The organism is Streptosporangium sp. NPDC049078 (genome assembly GCF_040648855.1).
GTDB lineage: Bacteria > Actinomycetota > Actinomycetes > Streptosporangiales > Streptosporangiaceae > Streptosporangium.
Genome location: NZ_JBEZEL010000005.1, coordinates 17,513 through 34,902, shown reverse-complemented (window position 1 = coordinate 34,902; position 17,390 = coordinate 17,513). Strand labels below are relative to the sequence as shown.

General features: G+C 68.2%; 17 protein-coding genes. 12 read left to right on the top strand and 5 right to left on the bottom strand.

Annotation, left to right across the window (positions count from 1 at the left end; all coding sequences use genetic code 11):
• Nucleotides 1-347: 347 nt before the first annotated feature.
• Both AB0B90_RS09305 and AB0B90_RS09300 read right to left on the bottom strand, forming a co-directional pair.
• Nucleotides 348-2,177 (bottom strand): M14 family zinc carboxypeptidase, encoded by a 1,830-nt coding sequence (locus AB0B90_RS09305; protein ID WP_350944194.1) that lies wholly within the window; start codon nt 2,175-2,177, stop codon nt 348-350.
• 164 nt (nt 2,178-2,341) lie between these two features.
• Nucleotides 2,342-2,710: an ATP-binding protein gene (locus tag AB0B90_RS09300; RefSeq protein ID WP_350944196.1), complete on the bottom strand. Its 369-nt coding sequence runs from the start codon at nt 2,708-2,710 to the stop codon at nt 2,342-2,344.
• A 229-nt stretch (nt 2,711-2,939) separates the two neighbouring features.
• Between AB0B90_RS09300 and AB0B90_RS09295 the strand changes: the two genes are divergently transcribed.
• Both AB0B90_RS09295 and AB0B90_RS09290 read left to right on the top strand, forming a co-directional pair.
• The gene (locus tag AB0B90_RS09295; RefSeq protein WP_350944197.1) at nt 2,940-3,764 is read left to right on the top strand and encodes a helix-turn-helix transcriptional regulator; all 825 of its coding nucleotides are present in this window, start codon (nt 2,940-2,942) and stop codon (nt 3,762-3,764) included.
• 34 nt (nt 3,765-3,798) lie between these two features.
• Nucleotides 3,799-4,029 carry a DUF397 domain-containing protein gene (locus AB0B90_RS09290; protein WP_350944260.1) on the top strand — a complete coding sequence of 77 codons (231 nt, stop codon included), beginning with the start codon at nt 3,799-3,801 and terminating at the stop codon, nt 4,027-4,029.
• A 205-nt stretch (nt 4,030-4,234) separates the two neighbouring features.
• Here AB0B90_RS09290 and AB0B90_RS09285 read toward each other — a convergent pair whose 3' ends face one another.
• On the bottom strand, nt 4,235-7,261 hold the full coding sequence (locus AB0B90_RS09285) for an AAA family ATPase (RefSeq protein WP_362921846.1): 3,027 nt from the start codon (nt 7,259-7,261) through the stop codon (nt 4,235-4,237).
• Nucleotides 7,262-7,275: 14 nt separating this feature from the next.
• The gene (locus AB0B90_RS09280) at nt 7,276-7,968 is read right to left on the bottom strand and encodes a hypothetical protein (protein ID WP_362921844.1); all 693 of its coding nucleotides are present in this window, start codon (nt 7,966-7,968) and stop codon (nt 7,276-7,278) included.
• Between the two features lie 459 nt (nt 7,969-8,427).
• On the opposite strand from AB0B90_RS09280, the gene AB0B90_RS09275 reads away from it, so the two are divergent.
• From AB0B90_RS09275 to AB0B90_RS09230, 10 genes are read left to right on the top strand one after another with little or no spacing between them, the layout of a single operon-like run.
• Nucleotides 8,428-9,129 (top strand): hypothetical protein, encoded by a 702-nt coding sequence (locus AB0B90_RS09275; RefSeq protein WP_362921842.1) that lies wholly within the window; start codon nt 8,428-8,430, stop codon nt 9,127-9,129.
• A gap of 5 nt (nt 9,130-9,134) precedes the next feature.
• Nucleotides 9,135-10,283 (top strand): SRPBCC family protein, encoded by a 1,149-nt coding sequence (locus tag AB0B90_RS09270; RefSeq protein WP_362921840.1) that lies wholly within the window; start codon nt 9,135-9,137, stop codon nt 10,281-10,283.
• A gap of 46 nt (nt 10,284-10,329) precedes the next feature.
• Complete coding sequence (gene gvpJ, locus AB0B90_RS09265) at nt 10,330-10,761, top strand: gas vesicle protein GvpJ (protein ID WP_362921838.1); 432 nt, start codon at nt 10,330-10,332, stop codon at nt 10,759-10,761.
• Nucleotide 10,762: 1 nt separating this feature from the next.
• Nucleotides 10,763-11,653 carry a GvpL/GvpF family gas vesicle protein gene (locus AB0B90_RS09260; RefSeq protein ID WP_350944207.1) on the top strand — a complete coding sequence of 297 codons (891 nt, stop codon included), beginning with the start codon at nt 10,763-10,765 and terminating at the stop codon, nt 11,651-11,653.
• Nucleotides 11,654-11,684: 31 nt separating this feature from the next.
• Nucleotides 11,685-11,906, top strand: a complete 222-nt coding sequence (locus tag AB0B90_RS09255; RefSeq protein WP_350944208.1) for a gas vesicle protein GvpG — start codon at nt 11,685-11,687, stop codon at nt 11,904-11,906.
• A gap of 45 nt (nt 11,907-11,951) precedes the next feature.
• Entirely contained in the window at nt 11,952-12,416 is a 465-nt protein-coding gene (gene gvpO / locus AB0B90_RS09250) for a gas vesicle protein GvpO (protein WP_362921836.1), read from the top strand.
• A gap of 13 nt (nt 12,417-12,429) precedes the next feature.
• Nucleotides 12,430-12,834, top strand: coding sequence for a gas vesicle protein (locus AB0B90_RS09245; RefSeq protein ID WP_350944262.1), 405 nt, complete (start codon nt 12,430-12,432; stop codon nt 12,832-12,834).
• Nucleotides 12,827-13,621 carry a GvpL/GvpF family gas vesicle protein gene (locus tag AB0B90_RS09240; RefSeq protein ID WP_362921834.1) on the top strand — a complete coding sequence of 265 codons (795 nt, stop codon included), beginning with the start codon at nt 12,827-12,829 and terminating at the stop codon, nt 13,619-13,621. Before AB0B90_RS09245 ends, AB0B90_RS09240 begins: the two co-directional genes overlap by 8 nt.
• On the top strand, nt 13,611-13,886 hold the full coding sequence (locus AB0B90_RS09235; RefSeq protein ID WP_350944213.1) for a gas vesicle protein: 276 nt from the start codon (nt 13,611-13,613) through the stop codon (nt 13,884-13,886). Before AB0B90_RS09240 ends, AB0B90_RS09235 begins: the two co-directional genes overlap by 11 nt.
• The gene (locus tag AB0B90_RS09230; RefSeq protein ID WP_350944214.1) at nt 13,883-14,359 is read left to right on the top strand and encodes a gas vesicle protein K; all 477 of its coding nucleotides are present in this window, start codon (nt 13,883-13,885) and stop codon (nt 14,357-14,359) included. The genes AB0B90_RS09235 and AB0B90_RS09230 overlap by 4 nt, the downstream gene beginning before the upstream one ends.
• Nucleotides 14,360-14,583: 224 nt before the next feature.
• Here the strand turns inward: AB0B90_RS09230 and AB0B90_RS09225 are convergent, their stop codons facing one another.
• Nucleotides 14,584-17,247 (bottom strand): exo 1,3/1,4-beta-D-glucan glucohydrolase, encoded by a 2,664-nt coding sequence (locus tag AB0B90_RS09225; RefSeq protein WP_362921831.1) that lies wholly within the window; start codon nt 17,245-17,247, stop codon nt 14,584-14,586.
• Between the last annotated feature and the right edge of the window lie 143 nt (nt 17,248-17,390).

Genomic DNA, 17,390 nt, shown 5'->3' with positions numbered 1-17,390 from the left:
ATCTCGGCCCCTCACTGCCCTTTCCCAAGGCCAAACCCACACGACGGTCCTATGGGAGATCTACATCCGCCGGTACTCCTCGGCCAAGGCCGGCACATGACTCCTCGGCTTCACCGATCCCGAGATCCCCTCAACCGCCAGAGCAACGTGCTCTGTACGGAGAACGCCCAGGTCCTGCAGGTACGGCGACGATAGATGATTCAGGGAACTGTGCGGTTATTCCTTATTCCCGGCCGCTCCGCTCTCCCCCACGCCCGCGCGATCCGGCGTTCCCGAGGTTCCCCGATCTCGGGCGAGGGGAAGGCCGGCGGACTCGGGGCGCCCGGTGGGGGCGCCCCGAGGAAGGGTCAGGGCTGCTGAGTGATCTTGACGTTGTCTATCCCGGCCTCGACCAGGGAGGCGCCCGAGGCGTCACCGGCCTCGATCAGGATGCGGACCGTCTGCCCCGCGAAGGCGGAGAGGTTCGCCGTCGCCACGGCCCAGGCGCCGTTGCGGTTGGAGGCCGCGCCGAGCTGCTGGAACACCTGGGTGGTGGTGGAGCCGACGACCTTCACGCGCAGGAAGTCGGCGCTTGAGGAGTTGGAACCGTGTGCCAGATACCACGACAGCGACAGGTTCAGCGTCCCGGTCGACGGCAGGGTGATGGCCGGGGAGCGGATGCTGGTGATGCCTCCGTCGACGTCGTAGTCGCCGGCCGCGGAACCCGCGAGCCTGCCGGTGACCAGGTCGTTGGTGCCGCTCACGGTGGTGCCGAGCTGCTTGGCGCCACTGGAGTTGGTGGCCTGCGGGACGCCGCGCTCCCACTGGCCCGAGGTGGCGGTGTCGGTCCCCGACGGGTTGGTCGTCCAGCCGGTCGCCGTCTCGAACTCGTCGGAGTAGACGGTCACCGGCGGGGTGCCGGTCCCGCAGTACTGCGACTCCTTGCCGATGATCCGGTAGACGCAGTCGGCGTACTCCAGGAAGCGCAGCGTGGCCTCCTTGTTGCGGGTCGTCTGCGGGCCGATCTGCTCGTCAGGGGGATAGAAGCCCGGCGAGGAGCTGACCGGGTACATCTCGAAGGTGTAGCTGAAGATCTTGTAGACGCCCCACAGCCAGTCGTCGATCGTGCCGTCGGTGATGTAGAGGTCGCTGGCCTGCTGGGGGGTGTAGCTGTTGGTGGAGGCCATGTTCTGTCCCAGGGCCGCGTGCGCGTCGCGGTCGTCCTGGGTGAGGCCGGGGCCGGTGTCGTTGTAGGTGTAGCCGTACGGCCACAGGATCAGCTCGCCGTAGGTGTGCCAGTCGATGTGCGCCTTGATCTGCTGCACGCCGCCGACGACCCGGCTGCGCACCCAGTTGGACACCGCCCTCACCTCGGGGGCCGATTCGGCCGCCGAGCCACGGTAGGTGTCGCTGGAGGCGGAGCCCGAGGAGCCTCCGCAGCAGCCCCAGTTGTAGCCCCAGTTGCGGTTCAGGTCGGTGCCCACCGCCGAGGAGCCCGAGTTGGGCTGGCGGTTCTTGCGCCAGGAGCGGTAGGAGCCCGTGGCGATGTCGTACTCGCCGCCGTCGGGGTTGAGGTCCGGCATGATCCAGATCTCGCGGCCGTTGACCAGGTTGGTGATGCGGCTGTCGGTGCCGTACCCGTCGGTGAACAGGTTGAGCAGATAGATCGCCATCTCGACGGTCAGATGCTCGCGGGCGTGCTGGTGGTGGGTGAACAGCACCTCGGGTTCGTTCTCGTCCGTGTTGACGTTGTCGCTGATCTTGACGGCGATCAGGTCGCGTCCCTCGTACGAGGTGCCGTAGCTGATCTTGCGGGCGATCGTCGGGTGGTCGGCGACGATCTGGTTCACCGCCGCGGTCATCTCGGCGTAGTTGTGGTAGCCGGAGTCCGCCGACGGGAAGTCGGCGAGCCGCTCCGGCCCGGTCGGGTATAACGACTTGGGGATCTTCGTGACGGTGTAGCCGAGTTTCTTGATCTCGGCGACCTCCGCCTCGCTGGCGGTGATCACGACCGAGTCGGGGTCGACCTGGTCGATCGCGGCGCCGGTGGCGGCCACCGCGCTTCGCTGCTGGGCGGTGCTCGGCCCCTGGACCTTGTACTGGCTGTTCGGTTGCGGCTCGGCCGAGGCTCCCGCCCCGGTCACACCGAGACATAACAGCGCCAGGGCGGCGAACACCACGATCAGACGGCGTCTCACCTGCGTCCTCCTCAGGCACGCACTCTAGGGTTTTGTCGCATGCCTCCACTGAGAGTCAAACAGCGGCGTTGATTAGCAAAGGCCCAAATTTTTGCGGCAGCGGTAACTTCGCCGCACGGCCGGATGGAACCCCGGGTGAGATCGGGGTGAAACCCGGCCAGAGCTCAGAACGCGACCTCGAACCAGAGGATCCTGGACCCCTCGGGGGCGTCGTCCTGGACGCCCCAGTCGTCGGCGAGCAGATCCACCAGGAACATGCCCCGCCCGCCCTCCGCCTCCGGCTCGTTGCGCACGTGCGGCACCGACGCCCCCGACCCGGCGTCGCAGACCTCGACCAGCACCGCGGCCGATCCCACCGCCACGGTCATCGCGACCTCGCCGCCACCTCCGGAGCCGGAGTGGAGCACCGAGTTCGTCACCACCTCGCTCACCAGCAGGACGACGTCGTCGGACGCGGGATGCCCCTCACCGAGAAGCTCCCTGACCCGGCTCCGCGCCACCGACACCGACTCCGGGACTCCTTTGAGGGTCATCGTCGATCCTGGCGAGACGGCCCGCCGTCCGGTCGTCATGGTTCCTCACTCCCCGACACGCGTATTCCCTGCGCGTCGCCCTCTGAGATGGCACACTCACTCACGGTGAACTGTTCTATCAAGGACTGCAATACCTCATGTTGGGATTCCACAGATTTGCTATCAAAGGACGGAGGGAGGTGGATGCGTGGCCTCTCGACACAGCCCCACGGCCCGTCATCGCCGTCTGATGGCTGAGCTGAGCCGTCTGCGAAAGGACAGTGGGCTGACACGGGGGGAGGTGGCCGAGCGGATCGGTTCCACCGACACCACCGTCTGGAGGTACGAGACGGGCCAGTCCCGGCCTCGCCCCTCCGACGTGTCGGCCCTCACCGAGGTGTACGGCGTGACCGGGGAGGCGAGAGACTCCCTGATCCAGATGGCCGTCGAAGCCAGAAGGCGGAGCTGGTGGCACCCCCACCGTCAGGCTTTCAAACCGGGCTTCGACTCCTACATCGGGCTTGAGGCCGAAGCGTCGCTCGTACGCTCGTACGAGCCGCTGGTCGTCCCCGGCCTGATGCAGACCGAACCGTACGCACGCGCGGTGATCGAGGCGACCTCAGTCGTCCAGACCCCCTCCACGGTCGAGGAGACGGTCTCCGTGCGCATCTCGCGTCAGCGGTTGCTGCACGGGCCCGGTGACCCGATCCACCTTGTCGCCGTGCTCGACGAAGCGGTGATCCGGCGTCGGATCGGCGGTGGCGACATCATGTCGGAGCAGCTGGAGCATCTCGTCCATCTCAGCACGCTGCCCAACGTGGAGATACGGGTCGTCCCGTTCTCCGCGGGGGCGCACCCCGCGATGGACGGCCCGTTCTGCCTGCTCAGCTTCCCCGAACCCGAAGACCCCGACCTGCTCTACCTGGAGCAGGCCGCGAGCGGGGACGTGCCGGACAACCCCGAGCAAGTCCGCCGATACGCCTCCATGTTCGAGAGTCTCTGCGAGATGGCTCTCAGCGAGGAGGCCTCGGCAGCCTTCATCGCCCAGATGGCGAGAAGGTTCTCCTCCCCCTAGCAGTAGAAGGAAGAAAAAAGTGCGAGGGTCCACGATGGATCTGTCCGGCGCCGAGTGGCGTAAGAGCGGTCGCAGCACCAATGGAGGCAACTGCGTGGAGGTCGCGGTCGTCCCCGGCGAGCAGGCGGCCGCCCGGCACAAGGCCAACGCCGATCGGCTGTATCTCGTCCGCGACTCCAAGGATCCGGGCGGCCCGGCGCTGGCGTTCACCCGGAGCGAGTGGGACGCCTTCGTCGGCGGCGTGAAGGACGGCGAGTTCGACTGACGGACCTCCGGGGGAACCAGCCTCACGGTTCCCCCGGAACCTCCGACCACAGCCCGTCCGCGGCCCCGGCCCGGCGGGCTGTGCTCGTCGTCCCTCACCCGCTATCCGTCACCCCTTACCCGTCGCCGTTTCCCACCGCCGCCGCCCGGTCCTCGTCACTCGCCGGCCGTCGCTCGCCGGAGATTCCGGGACCGGCCGGGAGTTCTCAGTGCGGAGGCCGCTCCTCGGTGCCGTTGTAGCCGAGGATCCGCATCGCGACCTGCGGGTCCATCGCCGCGGCGAGCAGCTGGGCACGTTCTACGGCACTGTCCCGTTGAGCCTCGGCCCTGGCCTTGGCCGCCTGTGTCCCCCTGGTGAGCGCGGCCACGATCGCCGCCCCCACGAGTGCCGCGAGCACGGCGACGAACACCACCGTGAGCGTGCCGGAGTCCGGCGAGCCCGCGCGGCCCATCGCGACCGTCCCACCACCGAGCACGTAGGCGCCCAGCGTCGTGAAGACCGCGAGTGCGGCCAGGCTGGCCACGACCACGAACACCATCCGCGACTTCCCGCCGCGCGAGGCGGGCGTCGGTGGCGGCGTCGGTGGCGGTGGCGGTGACGTGGACTGTGACGGCGACGGTGCCGGGCGAGGCATCCGGGTGTCGTCGCCCCAGGGCACGAAGTCGGGTGCGGCCGCGGAGGCCGGCGGCACCGGGGACGCCGGAGACGCCGGAGACGCCGGAGACGCCGGAGACGCCGGAGACACAGCGGTCGACATCGTGGCCGGTAGCGTCGGCACCGGGCTCGACACCGCGTTCGACACCGGGGCGCCGTAGCCGTTACCCGTGAGCATCGCCCCCTGGACGACCACGGCCGCGGGTTCGAGCACGGGCACGGCCTGCGGGACGGGCAGGGCCCGCGCCACGTGGCTGTGCTCGCGGTGCGCCCGCGCCGCCTCCAGGTGATACTCCTCGATCTCGGCGTAGAAGTCGTCCGAGGCGTAGACGGAGCCGTCGATCAACGGCCCCCGCCTGCGTTCCAGGATCGCGACCACGTCGTCACCGTTGAGCGTCTTGTGCGCCTCCAGCGCGTGCGCCAGGCACAGGACGTCCCGCCGGTGTTCGCGCAGCAGCCGCTCGGTGCGGTCGAGCAGGCTCACCAGGTTGAACTCGATGCGCTCGCCCAGCACGTCGGGGGCGAGCGGCTGGCCGCCACCCGGCGTCTTGGTGAAACCGATGCCTCCGCCACCCGGCTTGGGCATCGACTTGCCACCCAGGATCTCCAGCTCCTGCAGCGCGGGCACCGAGGTCACCCCGCGGCCCATGCCCCAGTGCGCCTCCATCAGCGCGGTGAGGTACGTCGCGGAGAACAGGTCACCGGAGACCCCTGAGGAGTTGTCCTCGCCGAAGAACATCCGCTCCCCCGCCAGGGAGGCGAGCGAGACCATGATGTCGGCCTCGTGCTCGGACTTCCAGCGGGTGAACTGGTCTTCCGGCTTGATGCTCGCCACCATGCCGAGGTAGTCGGCGCCCTTCTCGATGGTGGCGATGTCGATCTCCAGGTGGTAGCGGGTGCGGTACGCCGCCACGGCGTGGCAGGCCTCGTGCACGGCCACCGCGTGCCGCTCGCGCTCGATGTACTCCACGTCCTCGGGCGGGCCGAGTTGTTTGAGCCGCTTGGCGCGGGTCACGTCCGACCAGGTGATGGTCTCCCTGCCGTCGCGGATCGCGGTGATGAGCGACTCGTTCACCAGGTCCTTGATCGTGGCACCGGTGGCGTAGGGGGTGATCGTCGCCAGCTTGTCCAGCTGCGCCTCGGTGAGCTCGTGGTCGACCTTGTCGAAGTAACCCCGGTAGGTGCGCACCCGGCCCGCCTTCGAGGGGTAGCCCACCTTGTAGATGCGGTCGATGCGGCCGGGCCGCAGCAGAGCCTCGTCCAGCGAGTTGGGCATGTTGGTGGCCATCATGACCAGGATCCGGTACTTCGGCGGCGGCTTGGGACGCATGCCGAAGAGCCTTCGCACGTGCCGGTTGACGATGCCTCTCGGCTTCTTCAGGCCCGACAGCTCGGTGAGCAGCGCCTGCAACGTGCCCGCGTCACCACCGCCCCCGCCCATGCCGCCCATCATGAAGCGGCTGCGGCCGGTGTCGGGCTCGCTCGGCTCGGCCGCGCCCTTGCGGGTCAGCAGCCACCGGGTGTCCTCGCTGAGGTAGCCGAAGCCGTGGCATCCGGCGGCGTGCGGGGAGAACCCGGGGGCGCCCCTGGGACCCTGCTGCGCCAGCGAGCCGCGTTTGCCGAGGGAGTCGGCCTCGTCGAAGAAGACGATCACGCCGCCGTAGCGCAGTGAGAGCTTGCGGAGCTTCCTGAACAGCGACTTCACCTTCAGGATGCCGATGCCCATGAACATGTTGACGAACGCGCCGGGGTCGACGAACACGTACGGTTTACCGGTCTCCCCGGCCACGGCCTCGGCCATCAGGGTCTTGCCGGTGCCCGGTGGCCCCCACAGCAGCAGTCCGCTGGGCACGTAGCCGCCGCGCTCCTCGATCGCGTCCGGCCGCTCCAGGAAGACGATGTTCTCCTTGACCCGCTCGACGACGTGGTCCTGGCCCCAGACGTCGGTGAAGCGGGTCTTGATGTCGTCGGGGAAGTACGTCTCCACGCCGCCCCGCGACAACAGCCAGAACAGGCCGATGAATTGGAAGGCGATGAAGAAGAACGCGAAGGCGAGCTGCGCCATGTACGGCAGGGCCTGCCAGAGCAGCGCGGGCGCCTGGAACAGGGCGAGCGCCGGAGAGGTGTCCAGCACCTCCCCGAGGATGAGGGCGAGCACCGTGATCCAGAACACCCACTTGATGGCCCGCGCCATCCTGAAGCGGTTCCAGTCGGAGAAGCGGCGATGGGTCCAGCGTTCGAAACCGCCGAAAACACCGCGCGTCCAGAACCGGTTGTATCCGGCGGAACGCTCGCTGACGAAGAAGTGGAGTTGCCTCAGGAACTCGGCCCCGAGGAGCCAGAAGATCCACGGCGCCGCGATCGCGGTGATGATCATCGCGTCCTGGAACGTGATGATGCCCTCGTACGAGGCCATCTCACTCCACACCAGAACGAAATAGATGATCGTGAGGATGAGCAGGAATTTAATCCGGTCCCAGAACGGCATCTTCTTTCGCCTGTCGGGGTGCGGATCTGTCGGGCCGGAGCCGGGAGCCCGCAGTCCTTCGAAGTTGGGGGGCGGTGGAGGTGACTGCATGGACGGGCTTCTCCTCACCCGGTGAGTCGCTTGACCTTGAAGGATTGCGCGATCTTCTCGAGTTCCCCGGCGCGCTTCCGGTAACAGGCGGCCGAACAGCGGATCAGCAGGGTGGAGATCTGCTTGCCGTCCTCGGCCAGATAGGAGGTGAGGTCGAAGGTCTCGATCCCGGCCCCCTGGATCGCGTAGTTGAACCGCACGTGCACCCCGCGCAGGCCGTCTCCGGGCCGGAGCACCTCGTCGGCGAGCAGTTCGAAGTCCTGCAACGGGTAACCGGGGATCTTCGCGTACTCCTTGCGCACCGTCTCGGTGACGGGCAGCACGGAGTTGCGCATGGTGTTCAGGGACAACGAGTCCTGCTCCTCGGGGAGGAGCTTGGTGATCCTGGCGAAGACGAACGGCTCGTCTCCGGTGCCGTAGCCGAGAAGGTGGTCTGGAGAGGGCTGGGAGTGGGCGTCGTAGGCGGCCGACCAGATGAGCTGCCTCTGCAGTCGCGCGGTGGCCGATTCGGGATCGGCCCCGATGGTCGCCTTGTCCAGCGCGGCCTGGTCGACCTTCCGCCAGGTCGCCGGAACCTTGAAGTAGGTCTGCCCGTCGTCGTGGCGGACGTAGGTGAACTCGGCACGTGCACATCCCGTGAGCCCGCCGACCATGGCGGAGACGACCGCCACAGTCACCACGGCGAACCCGGCCCTTGATCTTTTCACCAGGGCTATACCTCCGCTTTACGGGTTTAACGAGGTGGTTGTGCCCGTTTTTTGCGCGACTCTCTCCTGTCCCGGCTCACCGAACTTCGAAAATCTTGACCAAATCTTTCCGGGAACCCGGCCTCACTTGTTACACAAAGTCGATGTTGGATTCCCGACATCATTGAACCTCCACCCTCCGCCCCAGTACAGGGGCCGGACGGGCCCACTCCACCTTCTCTGCGGACCGGATCCCCGTAAACCACGGGGATACGGCCCGCTTTGCCGTTTTTTTACCCACATATACGGTTATCCACCCTTTTAGGGGTATAAGGCTGATAATCCCTAAAGTGTGACTCTTTCTGCCTTTGCCGAGAAATGGCATTAAACAGCACCAATGCCTCCTTCTTTGGCGATATACCGGCGAAAACCCCTCAAGGACCGGAACGACGACGAAGCGGCCGACAAGGAGTGATTACCGTGAGGAACGAAGTACGCATAGCCCTCGCCGTGGCCGGCGGCTACCTTCTGGGGCGACGCCAGAAACTGCGACTGGCGATGGCACTGGCCGCCGCCGGGGCGACCGGTCGGCTGAGCGGCGGCCAGAGCGACCTTCTGCAGCAGGCGCTGAAGGTGATCAGTTCCTCCCCGGAACTGGCGAAGATCACCGAAAGCGTGCGTGGCGACCTCGTCGACGCGAGCAAGGCCGCCGCCAAGGCCGCGGTGAGCAGGCAGGTCGACTCGCTCAGCAACAGACTCCATGACCGGGCCGAATCCCTGCGCAACCCCCTGGAGGACCTGGGAGAGGAACCAGAGGAAGGCGAGGAGGGCGAGGAGCCCAGGCGCGGGCGCGTGAAGAGCATCCTGTCCCGCAGGAAGGCACGGCGCCGGGCCGAAGAGGAAGAAGAGTACGAACCGGAGACGGACGAGGAGCAGGAGGAGGAAGAGGAAGAGGAAGAGGAAGAGGAGGCTCCGCCCGTCCGCAGGCGTTCCGCCACTTCCGGGCGCCGCAAGCCTGCGGCCAAGTCCACCGGTAAGGCACCCCGGGACTCCGAGGACGAGGAGGAAGAGGAAGAAGAGGAGGAAGAGGAGCCACGGGCCAGGGCCAAGCGCCGCCCTCCTTCCCGGAGCGGATCCACCTCTTCCCGCACCAAGCCGACGCCCGCCAGGGCACGGAGGTGACCTAGATGGCCGAGACCTCGAAGAAGCGCCCCGACAGTGAGGGCGACAAGGAAGCACCCCCCAGCCGACTCAAACAGGAGTTCCAGAACCTCGCCGGAGCCATTGGGGAGCGGGCTCTGTCAACGGTGAGCGAGAAGATCCAAGGCGCGACCGGCCGGTTGACCGACTACGCAGAAGGCGGCGGGTCCGGCCTGCTCAGCGCGATGACCGGTTCCAAGCACCCCAAAGCGTCCATCGCCGGAAACATGGTGAAGGGCCTGGGCAAGATGGCGATCGGTGGCCTGACCAAGAAACTGACGGGAGGCGGGGGCAAGGGCGGCCAGAGCGGGAAGCTGAAGATGATCAACATCATCGAGACGATCGACATCGGCGCCCCCGTACGCGTCGTCTACGACCAGTGGACCCAGTTCGGCGACTTCCCGAGCTTCATGAAGAAGGTCGAGGGCGTCGACCAGAAGTCCGACGAGAAGCTCGATTGGACGGCGAAGATCTTCCTGTCCCGCCGGACCTGGGAGTCGACGATCCTCGAACAGCTGCCCGACAAGCGGATCATCTGGCGGTCGAAGGGACAGAAAGGGCACGTCGACGGTGCCGTGACCTTCCACGAGATCACTCCCGATCTCACCCGGGTCCTGCTCGTCCTGGAGTACTACCCGCAGGGCCTCTTCGAGCGCACCGGCAACCTGTGGCGCGCCCAGGGCAGGCGTGCGCGCCTGGAACTCAAGCACTTCCGGCGGCACGTCATGAGCCGGGTGCTCCTGAAGCCCGATGACCTTGAGGGATGGCGCGGCGAGATCCGCGACAGCAAGGTCGTCAAGGATCAGGAGACGGCACTTCGCGAGGAGAAGGAAAAGGAGGAGGCCGAGAAGGGCTCCGAGGAGGAGCGCGGCGAGGCCGAGGAGCCGGAAGAGGGCGAGGAGGAGTTCGAAGAAGAGCCCGAGGAGGACGAATTCGAAGAAGGCGAAGAGGAGGAGGAAGAGGAAGAGGAGCCCGAGGAAGAGCCGGAAGAGGAGCGCGCAGCCGACGAGGACGAGGACGAGGAAGAAGAGGAAGAGCCTCCCAGGCGTCCGCGGCGTCGCAGGTCCGCCGCTTCCCAGAGCGAGGAAGAGAAGCCCAAGCGCCCCACCCGCCGCAGGACGGCCAGTCGTACGTGACCGGACGTGACCGGGAAATTCTCGGGGACAGCGGGGAGGAGACGCCATGAGCATCGTTCAACCTTCGGGAGCCGGTGCGAGCGGTCGCGGATCCTCGTCAGGATTGGCCGATGTCATCGACACGATCCTCGACAAGGGACTCGTGATCGACGCCTACGTCAGGGTCTCCCTGGTCGGGATCGAACTGCTGACGATCGACGCCCGGATCGTGGTGGCCAGCGTCGACACCTATCTACGCTTCGCCGAGGCCGTCAACCGCCTCGACCTCACCCAGACCGGCAAGCAGAAGGGGCTACCGGAACTGGTGGAGGACATGACGCAGGGCGGCAGCAAGGCGAAGGTCAAGGGCGCGACGCAGGGACTGCTGGACGCGGCAGGGGAGAAGATCAAAGGCCTGACGACCGGCGAGGACGAGTTCGAGGAGGCCGACGAGGAACGCGAGCCGGCGCCCCGCCGCAGACGGCGCAGGGAGGAGTGAGATGTCCGGTTCCACTGACAAGCGCGGGGCGGTCCGATCGGACAACCCTGGGAGCGGTACCCGCGGGACGACACAGCACGACACCGCTCGCGCCGAACGAGCCGCCACGGCCCGCCCCAAAGGACCCCGATCCAAGGAACACGGCGCCCCCGGGAGCGTCACCGGCACCTACGTGTACGGGATCATTCCGTCCGACGTCGAGCTGACCCCGGGCACCCGAGGCGTGGGAGATCCGCCGAACGTGGTCGAGTTGGTACGCCACAAGGAGATCGCCGCCCTGGTGAGCGACGTCTTCACCGACCGCCCCCTCGGCAGGCCGGACGACCTCATGGCCCACGAGCACCTGCTCGACGCCACCGCCACGCAGGTGCCCGTACTCCCCCTGCGTTTCGGAGCGGTGGTGACGGACGCCCAGGCGGTCGTCGACGAACTGCTCGCCCCCCACTACGACGAGTTCCTCGCCACGCTGAACGAACTGGAAGGACGCGCGGAGTACGTCGTGAAGGGACGCTACGTCGAGCGGGCCATCCTGCGGGAGGTGCTCGACGAGGATCCGGAGATCGCGCGGCTGCGTGAGGCGATCCACGGACGCCCCGAGGAGGCGACGTGGGACACGAGGATGCGGCTCGGAGAGCTGATCAACACGTCGATCGCGGCCAAGCGTGAGGCCGACACCGACGCGTTGGTCGAAGCCTTCGACCCGCTCTGCGTCTCCGCCATCGTCCGCGAGCCCACCCACGAGCGGGACGCCGTCCACGTGGCCCTGCTCGCGGACACCGACCGTGGCCGGGAGATCGAGGAGGCCGTGGACGAGTTCGGGACCCGGTGGGCAGGCCGTGTCGAGCTGCGCCTGCTCGGCCCGCTGGCACCGTACGACTTCGTCAAGACGTAGGCGCCGGGATGTGTAAGGAGGTTGATCGATCGTGGAACCACTGGGGCTCATCTTCGGCCTGCCGCTCGCGCCGCTGCGCGGGCTGATCCGGCTCGCGGAGCTGCTTCAGGAACAGGCCGAGCAGGAACTCCGGAGCCCCGCGGCGGTGAGGCGCCGCCTGGAGGAGCTGGAGGAGGCCAGGGCCTCCGGCGAGATCTCCGAGGAGGAGGAGGCCGCGGCCGCGGAGCGGATCCTCGGAGATCTGCTCACCTAGCCGGTAGGACCGCATCGCTGCGGAGACGACGAGGGGAATGATCCCATGCCTGTCAGGCGCGGAACCCGTGAGAAGCGCTCCGCCGACGATTCCTACGAGACCGCCGGCGACGAGACCTTCGACGAGGACTTCGACGAGGACGAGGAGCCCTACGAGGACCTCTCTGAGGAGGACCTGGACGAAGAGGACGAAGAGGAGGAGGACGAGGACGAGCCCGCGAAGAAGCCGCGGCGGCGTTCCTCCGCCCTGTCCGCGGCGACCGCCGGAGCTGCGGGGTTGCGGCACATCGCCGACCTGACCTCGAAGGAAACGGAAGGGGTGACGCTGGTACGACGGGCCGAGGACGGCTGGCTGGTCGAGGTCGAGGTCGTCGAGAGCCGCCACATCCCCTCCTCCGGCGACATGCTGTCGCTCTACCAGATCGAGCTGGACGCCACCGGCGACCTGCTGTCGTACCGCAGGGTGAAGCGCTACCGGCGCGGCCGGGCGGACAGTGCCGAGGGGGGCTGACGTGGCCGACGTGATGCGATCCGGCGGGTCCTTTCCGCGCTCCTCCGGCGGGCGGGAGTCCTCCGCCAACCTCGCCGACATCCTGGAGCGGGTGCTCGACAGGGGTGTGGTGATCGTGGGTGACATCCGCGTGAACCTGCTGGACATCGAGCTGCTCACCATCAAGCTGCGCCTGCTCATCGCCTCGGTCGACACGGCGCGGGAGCTGGGGATCGACTGGTGGGAACACGATCCGTGGCTCAGCTCCCGCGACCGCGACCTGATCGAGGAGAACCGCGTCCTGCGCGACCGGCTGTCCGCCGTCGAGGGCGACGAGGAGATGGAGGGCACCCGGCGCCGTTCCCTCGACAGGGGGTCCTCCGGTGACGCCCGGGAGCTTCGGTCGACAGGAAGGTTCAGGGAGGAGCGCGATGGCTGAGACGGGCACATATCTCTACGCGATCGCCCAGGATGTGGGGCACCCTCTCCCGGAGGAGGTGGCGGGCGTGACCGGAGCGCCGGTGCGCGCGATCACCCACGAGGGCCTGGCCGCGTACGTGAGCCCGGTGCCCCTGGAGGAGTTCGGTGAGGAGCCGCTGCGGCGTTTCCTGGAGGACCTGGACTGGGTCGGGGGGACGGCCCGCGCCCACGACCGGGTCGTGGAGGCCGTGGCGAAGGAGGCCCCCACGGCTCCGGTCAGGCTGGTGACGGTCTACAGCAGCGAGGACCAGGTCCGCGACCTGCTCCGGCGCAGGCACGACGACCTCGCCGAGGTGCTCGACCACGTCACCGGATGCAGGGAGTGGGGGGTGAAGGCGTACGCGAAACCGAGCGAGGGGGCCCCTCGCGCCGAGGAGGCCCCCGAGGAGACCGACAGCCCGGGAACGGCGTACCTGAAGCGCCGCCGGGCGAGCCTGCGCGGCAGGGAGGACGCCTGGCGTCTGGCGGCACGGCGGGCCGAGGACATCCACACCACCCTCGCGTCCATCTCGGTCGCCTGCCACCGCCATCGGCCGCAGGACCCGCGACTGTCCGGCCGCGAGGAGACGATGCTGCTCAACGGCGCCTACCTCGTCGCCGAGGACCGCCGTGAGGAGTTCGTCGCGGCCGTCGACGCGCTGCGGGGCGAGGAGATCGAGATACAGCTCACCGGCCCCTGGGCGCCGTACTCCTTCACCTCGGTGGACCTCGGCCCGACCCGTGCGGAGACACTCGATGCCCCGTGACCACCAGCCGAGAGGTGCCGAACTCGCCGCCGCCGGACACATCCCCCCCGAACGCGTGGCACTGGTGGACCTGCTCGACCGGCTGCTGGCCGGCGGGGTGGTCGTGAGCGGGGACCTGGTGCTGTCCATCGCCGACATCGACCTCGTCCGCATCTCCCTGCGCGCCCTCATCACCTCCGTGCGAGCCTCCGACCCGATACCGTCCGCCCACCCGCACGGCGCGGTCGCACTCCCGTGGGACTCCGGCGAGGAGGGGCCGCTGTGACGAACCGCTCCCCTGGCGCCCCTCGGGCGAGCGATGTGAATCCTCTCCCCGGCGTCCCCCCGGCAGAGGACCTCGGCGGCACGGAGGATCCTCGTGTCACCCGGGAGCGGCTCCGCCCTCCCGCGAGGAGACGGTTCAAGGTCACGCGAACCACCCCCGCGGGCAGGGCCGGGAACGCGCGAGGACCGGCGAGGACCGTCCGCTGGAAGGTGAACACCGATCCCGAGGCCGTGGGACGGGACCTGTCCCGCCTCGTGCTCACCCTCGTCGAGCTGATACGGCAGCTGGTGGAACGCCAGTGTGTGCGCCGGATGGACCAGGGGGACCTCTCCGACGAGCAGGTGGAGGTGCTGGGCGTGACACTGATGCGCCTCGAGGAGGCCATGACCGAGCTGTGCGAGCGCTTCGAGCTCTCACCGTCCGATCTCAACCTCGACCTCGGGCCGCTCGGAACCCTCCTGCCCACCGACTGACGACGACGATTTCCACGGTGACGCCACGGTGTCGTCAACGGGGTCTGCCCCACCGACCGGGAGGCGTTCACCCGCGTTCACCCGCGTCCGATGAGCGCGGGCGAACGCCTCCCGGTCTGAGCCGGCCGATGCCGACCGATGCCGGCCGATCCCGTTGACGACACCGTGGTCGGTCATCGGGAGAGCCAGGGCCCACCGGGAGGCGTTCGCCTACGTCCTCGGTGTCAGGTCAGGTCCTCGCACTTCTTCGCGTCGGGATCGTCGGCCGCCTGCGGCACCCAGCGGACGTTCGCGAACGACGCGGAGAAGGCCCCCTCGGTGTAGACGAGGAACGGGGTGTTGACCACCTCCAGGTCGAGGCCCGCCGCGGCGAAGCAGGCGACGGGGATCTTCACGGTCGACTTCACGCCGACCGGAAGCCCCTGGAAGAGGGAGGTCGCCACCACCTCGGAGAGGCACGGATAGACGCAGTGGACGCCGAGCACGGTCCTCGCGGCCGGCGCCTGGTGGACGATCGTGTCGAAGACCAGCGCCCCCTTCGTGTTGAGGTAGCCCCGCAGGTCCGTACCGCCCGCCGGGTTCTGCAGGTAGAGCTGGGCGGGACCGATGCCGGTCCAGGTCGCCTTCAGAGCGTCCTGCTGCACGTTGACGTCGGAGGGCACCACGGTGATCTCGGCGTGCGCCGCCTCGCCGTCGGCGCCGATCTCGGTGCCGCCCCAGTTCTCGGCGGAGCCGATGAAGCTCCTGTACGGCGCGATGTCGGTGCGGTTGAAGATCTCCAGGTCCTCGCTCGCCTCGCCACCACCGCCCTGCTCACCGCAGCCGAACGGCGGCGCGGTCTCGTCGAGCCTGCCGACCTGCCCGCTCTGACCGTCACGCAGGCCGTACCCGAGCGGGAACAGCGGGTCGTATCCGTCGGCTCCCGGGTTGAGCGGCGACTGGCAGGCGCTCTTCGGCCACGAGTACGGCAGCCTGCCGGTGAAGCCGTCGCGGTGCTTGCCCCGGACGAGCACGTCGGCGACGCCGCCGCCCTCGGTTCCCGGCAGCCACGCCGCGACGAAGGCGTCGGAGCGGTTGAGCTCCTTGTTCATCCACAGCGGCCGGCCGCCGACGTAGACGGTGACGACGGGGGTGCCCTTACCGGTGACCTTGTCGAGCACCGCGAGGTCGGCCGGGTAGATCTTGGCGGCCTCCAGCGTGCGCCGCGCCAGGTCGCCGATGCCCTCGGCGTACGGGGTCTCGCCGATCACCGCGATGACCGCGTCGTACGCCGAGGGGTCGACGCCGTCCCCGGTCTCGCTGAAGGTGACGCGGGACTGGCCGAGCGCCTCGCGCAGCCCGCCGAGGATCGTCGTGCCCCTGGGGAAGTCGGCGTTGACGTTGTTCGTGCCCTGCCAGGTGAGGGTCCATCCGCCGGTCTGGTTCTGCAGGCTGTCGGCGCTCTTGCCGACCACGAGGACCTTGGACTTCGCGGCCAGCGGCAGCACCCTGCCGTTGTTCTTGAGCAGGACCTGCGATTTGCGCACGGCCTCCCTGGCGAGCCTCCTCGTCTCCGCCGCGTCGGCGGACCCGGCGAAGGCGCGCTTGGAGGGCTTGGGACCGTCGAGCACCCCGGCGCGCAGTTTCACCCGCAGGATGCGCGTCACCGCGTCGTCGATGCGCGCCATCGGGATCGCGCCGCTCTCGACCTGGGCGATCGTGTTGGTGATGAACGCCTTCCAGTCGTTGGGCACCATCACCACGTCGATACCCGCGTTGATCGCCTGGGGACAGCTCGCGTTGGTGCATCCGGCGACCTGGCCGATGCCGTTCCAGTCGGAGACGACGACGCCGTCGAAGCCCATCTTCTGCTTGAGGATGTCGGTGACGACGCGCTTGCTGCCGTGCAGCTTGCCCTCGTCGATACCGAGGTCGGCGTTCTTCCAGCTGTTGAACGAGACCATCACGCTCTGGGCCCCGGCCGCGAGGGCACCGTAGTAGCCCTGACCGTGCACGTTGATCATCTCGGCCTCGGACGAGGGGTTCACACCCTGGTCCACGCCCTTGAGTGTGCCGCCGTCACCGATGAAGTGCTTGGCGGTGGCGATGACGCCGTCCTGGCCGATACCGCGCGGATGCTTGCCCTGCAGGCCCTTGACGGCCTCGTACCCGTACGCCCGGGTGATCCTGGGATCCTCGGAGAAGCCCTCGTACGTGCGGCCCCACCGGTCGTCGAGGGGGACGGAGACGCTGGGCGCGAACGCCCAGTCCTGGCCGGTGGCGCGCGTCTGCCGGGCGGTCGCCGCCCCGATGTCGCGCACGAGACACGGGTCCTGGGCGGCGCCCAGTCCGATGTTGTGCGGGAAGACGGTGGTGTCGTAGACGTTGTTGTTGCCGTGGACGGCGTCGGTGCCCCAGATGACGGGGATCTTCGCGCGAGTGGCGACGGAGGCGTTCCAGTAGGCGTCGGCGAGGTCGAGCCAGGCCTTACGCGCGGCGTGCTTGTCGCGGCCCGGCCAGGAGCCGCCGCCGTTGAGCACCGAGCCGATGAAGTATCGCCCGACCTCCTCCGGGGTGATCGCGACGATCTCCGGCTGGGTCATCTGGCCGACCTTCTCGGCGAGCGTCATGCCCGCGAGGATCTTCGCCACTCGCTTCTCGTCGGACCGGTTCTGCTCGATCCTGCTCTTGACCTCGGGCCATTCGGAGAGGACGGGCAGCTTCTTCTCGATGCGGGCACAGCCGCGTGCGTCCAGGGCGGGCTTGCCGATCACCGGCTGCCGGCCGCCCGTCGCGGTCTCGGCGCCCGCGCTCGAAATCCCGGTGACGCCCGCTGACAGGACGGCGAGACTCGCCAGCACCGCGAGTCCGCTCCGGCGGGCGCCCTGTCGGGCGAAGGGTCTGATCATCGAGGATCCGTTCTCGAGGTACTGCGATGGACCTGCGGATCCCCCGAGTCCGCACTTCGCAGATCCTGACGCTGTGACACAGCCGAGTCAATACTCTCGCGAGAGCGCTCTCTCATACAAAAACCTGCCCCGCGAATGCCTTA

Excerpts from the sequence above, each read along its gene's own strand:
- AB0B90_RS09300 (WP_350944196.1), bottom strand. The coding sequence starts at position 2,710 with ATGACCCTCAAAGGAGTCCCGGAGTCGGTGTCGGTGGCGCGGAGCCGG.
- AB0B90_RS09295 (WP_350944197.1), top strand. The coding sequence starts at position 2,940 with ATGGCTGAGCTGAGCCGTCTGCGAAAGGACAGTGGGCTGACACGGGGG.
- AB0B90_RS09290 (WP_350944260.1), top strand. The coding sequence starts at position 3,799 with ATGGATCTGTCCGGCGCCGAGTGGCGTAAGAGCGGTCGCAGCACCAAT.
- AB0B90_RS09285 (WP_362921846.1), bottom strand. The coding sequence starts at position 7,261 with ATGCAGTCACCTCCACCGCCCCCCAACTTCGAAGGACTGCGGGCTCCC.
- AB0B90_RS09270 (WP_362921840.1), top strand. The coding sequence starts at position 9,135 with ATGGCCGAGACCTCGAAGAAGCGCCCCGACAGTGAGGGCGACAAGGAA.
- gvpJ (WP_362921838.1), top strand. The coding sequence starts at position 10,330 with ATGAGCATCGTTCAACCTTCGGGAGCCGGTGCGAGCGGTCGCGGATCC.
- AB0B90_RS09260 (WP_350944207.1), top strand. The coding sequence starts at position 10,763 with ATGTCCGGTTCCACTGACAAGCGCGGGGCGGTCCGATCGGACAACCCT.
- gvpO (WP_362921836.1), top strand. The coding sequence starts at position 11,952 with ATGCCTGTCAGGCGCGGAACCCGTGAGAAGCGCTCCGCCGACGATTCC.
- AB0B90_RS09245 (WP_350944262.1), top strand. The coding sequence starts at position 12,430 with ATGCGATCCGGCGGGTCCTTTCCGCGCTCCTCCGGCGGGCGGGAGTCC.
- AB0B90_RS09240 (WP_362921834.1), top strand. The coding sequence starts at position 12,827 with ATGGCTGAGACGGGCACATATCTCTACGCGATCGCCCAGGATGTGGGG.
- AB0B90_RS09235 (WP_350944213.1), top strand. The coding sequence starts at position 13,611 with ATGCCCCGTGACCACCAGCCGAGAGGTGCCGAACTCGCCGCCGCCGGA.
- AB0B90_RS09225 (WP_362921831.1), bottom strand. The coding sequence starts at position 17,247 with ATGATCAGACCCTTCGCCCGACAGGGCGCCCGCCGGAGCGGACTCGCG.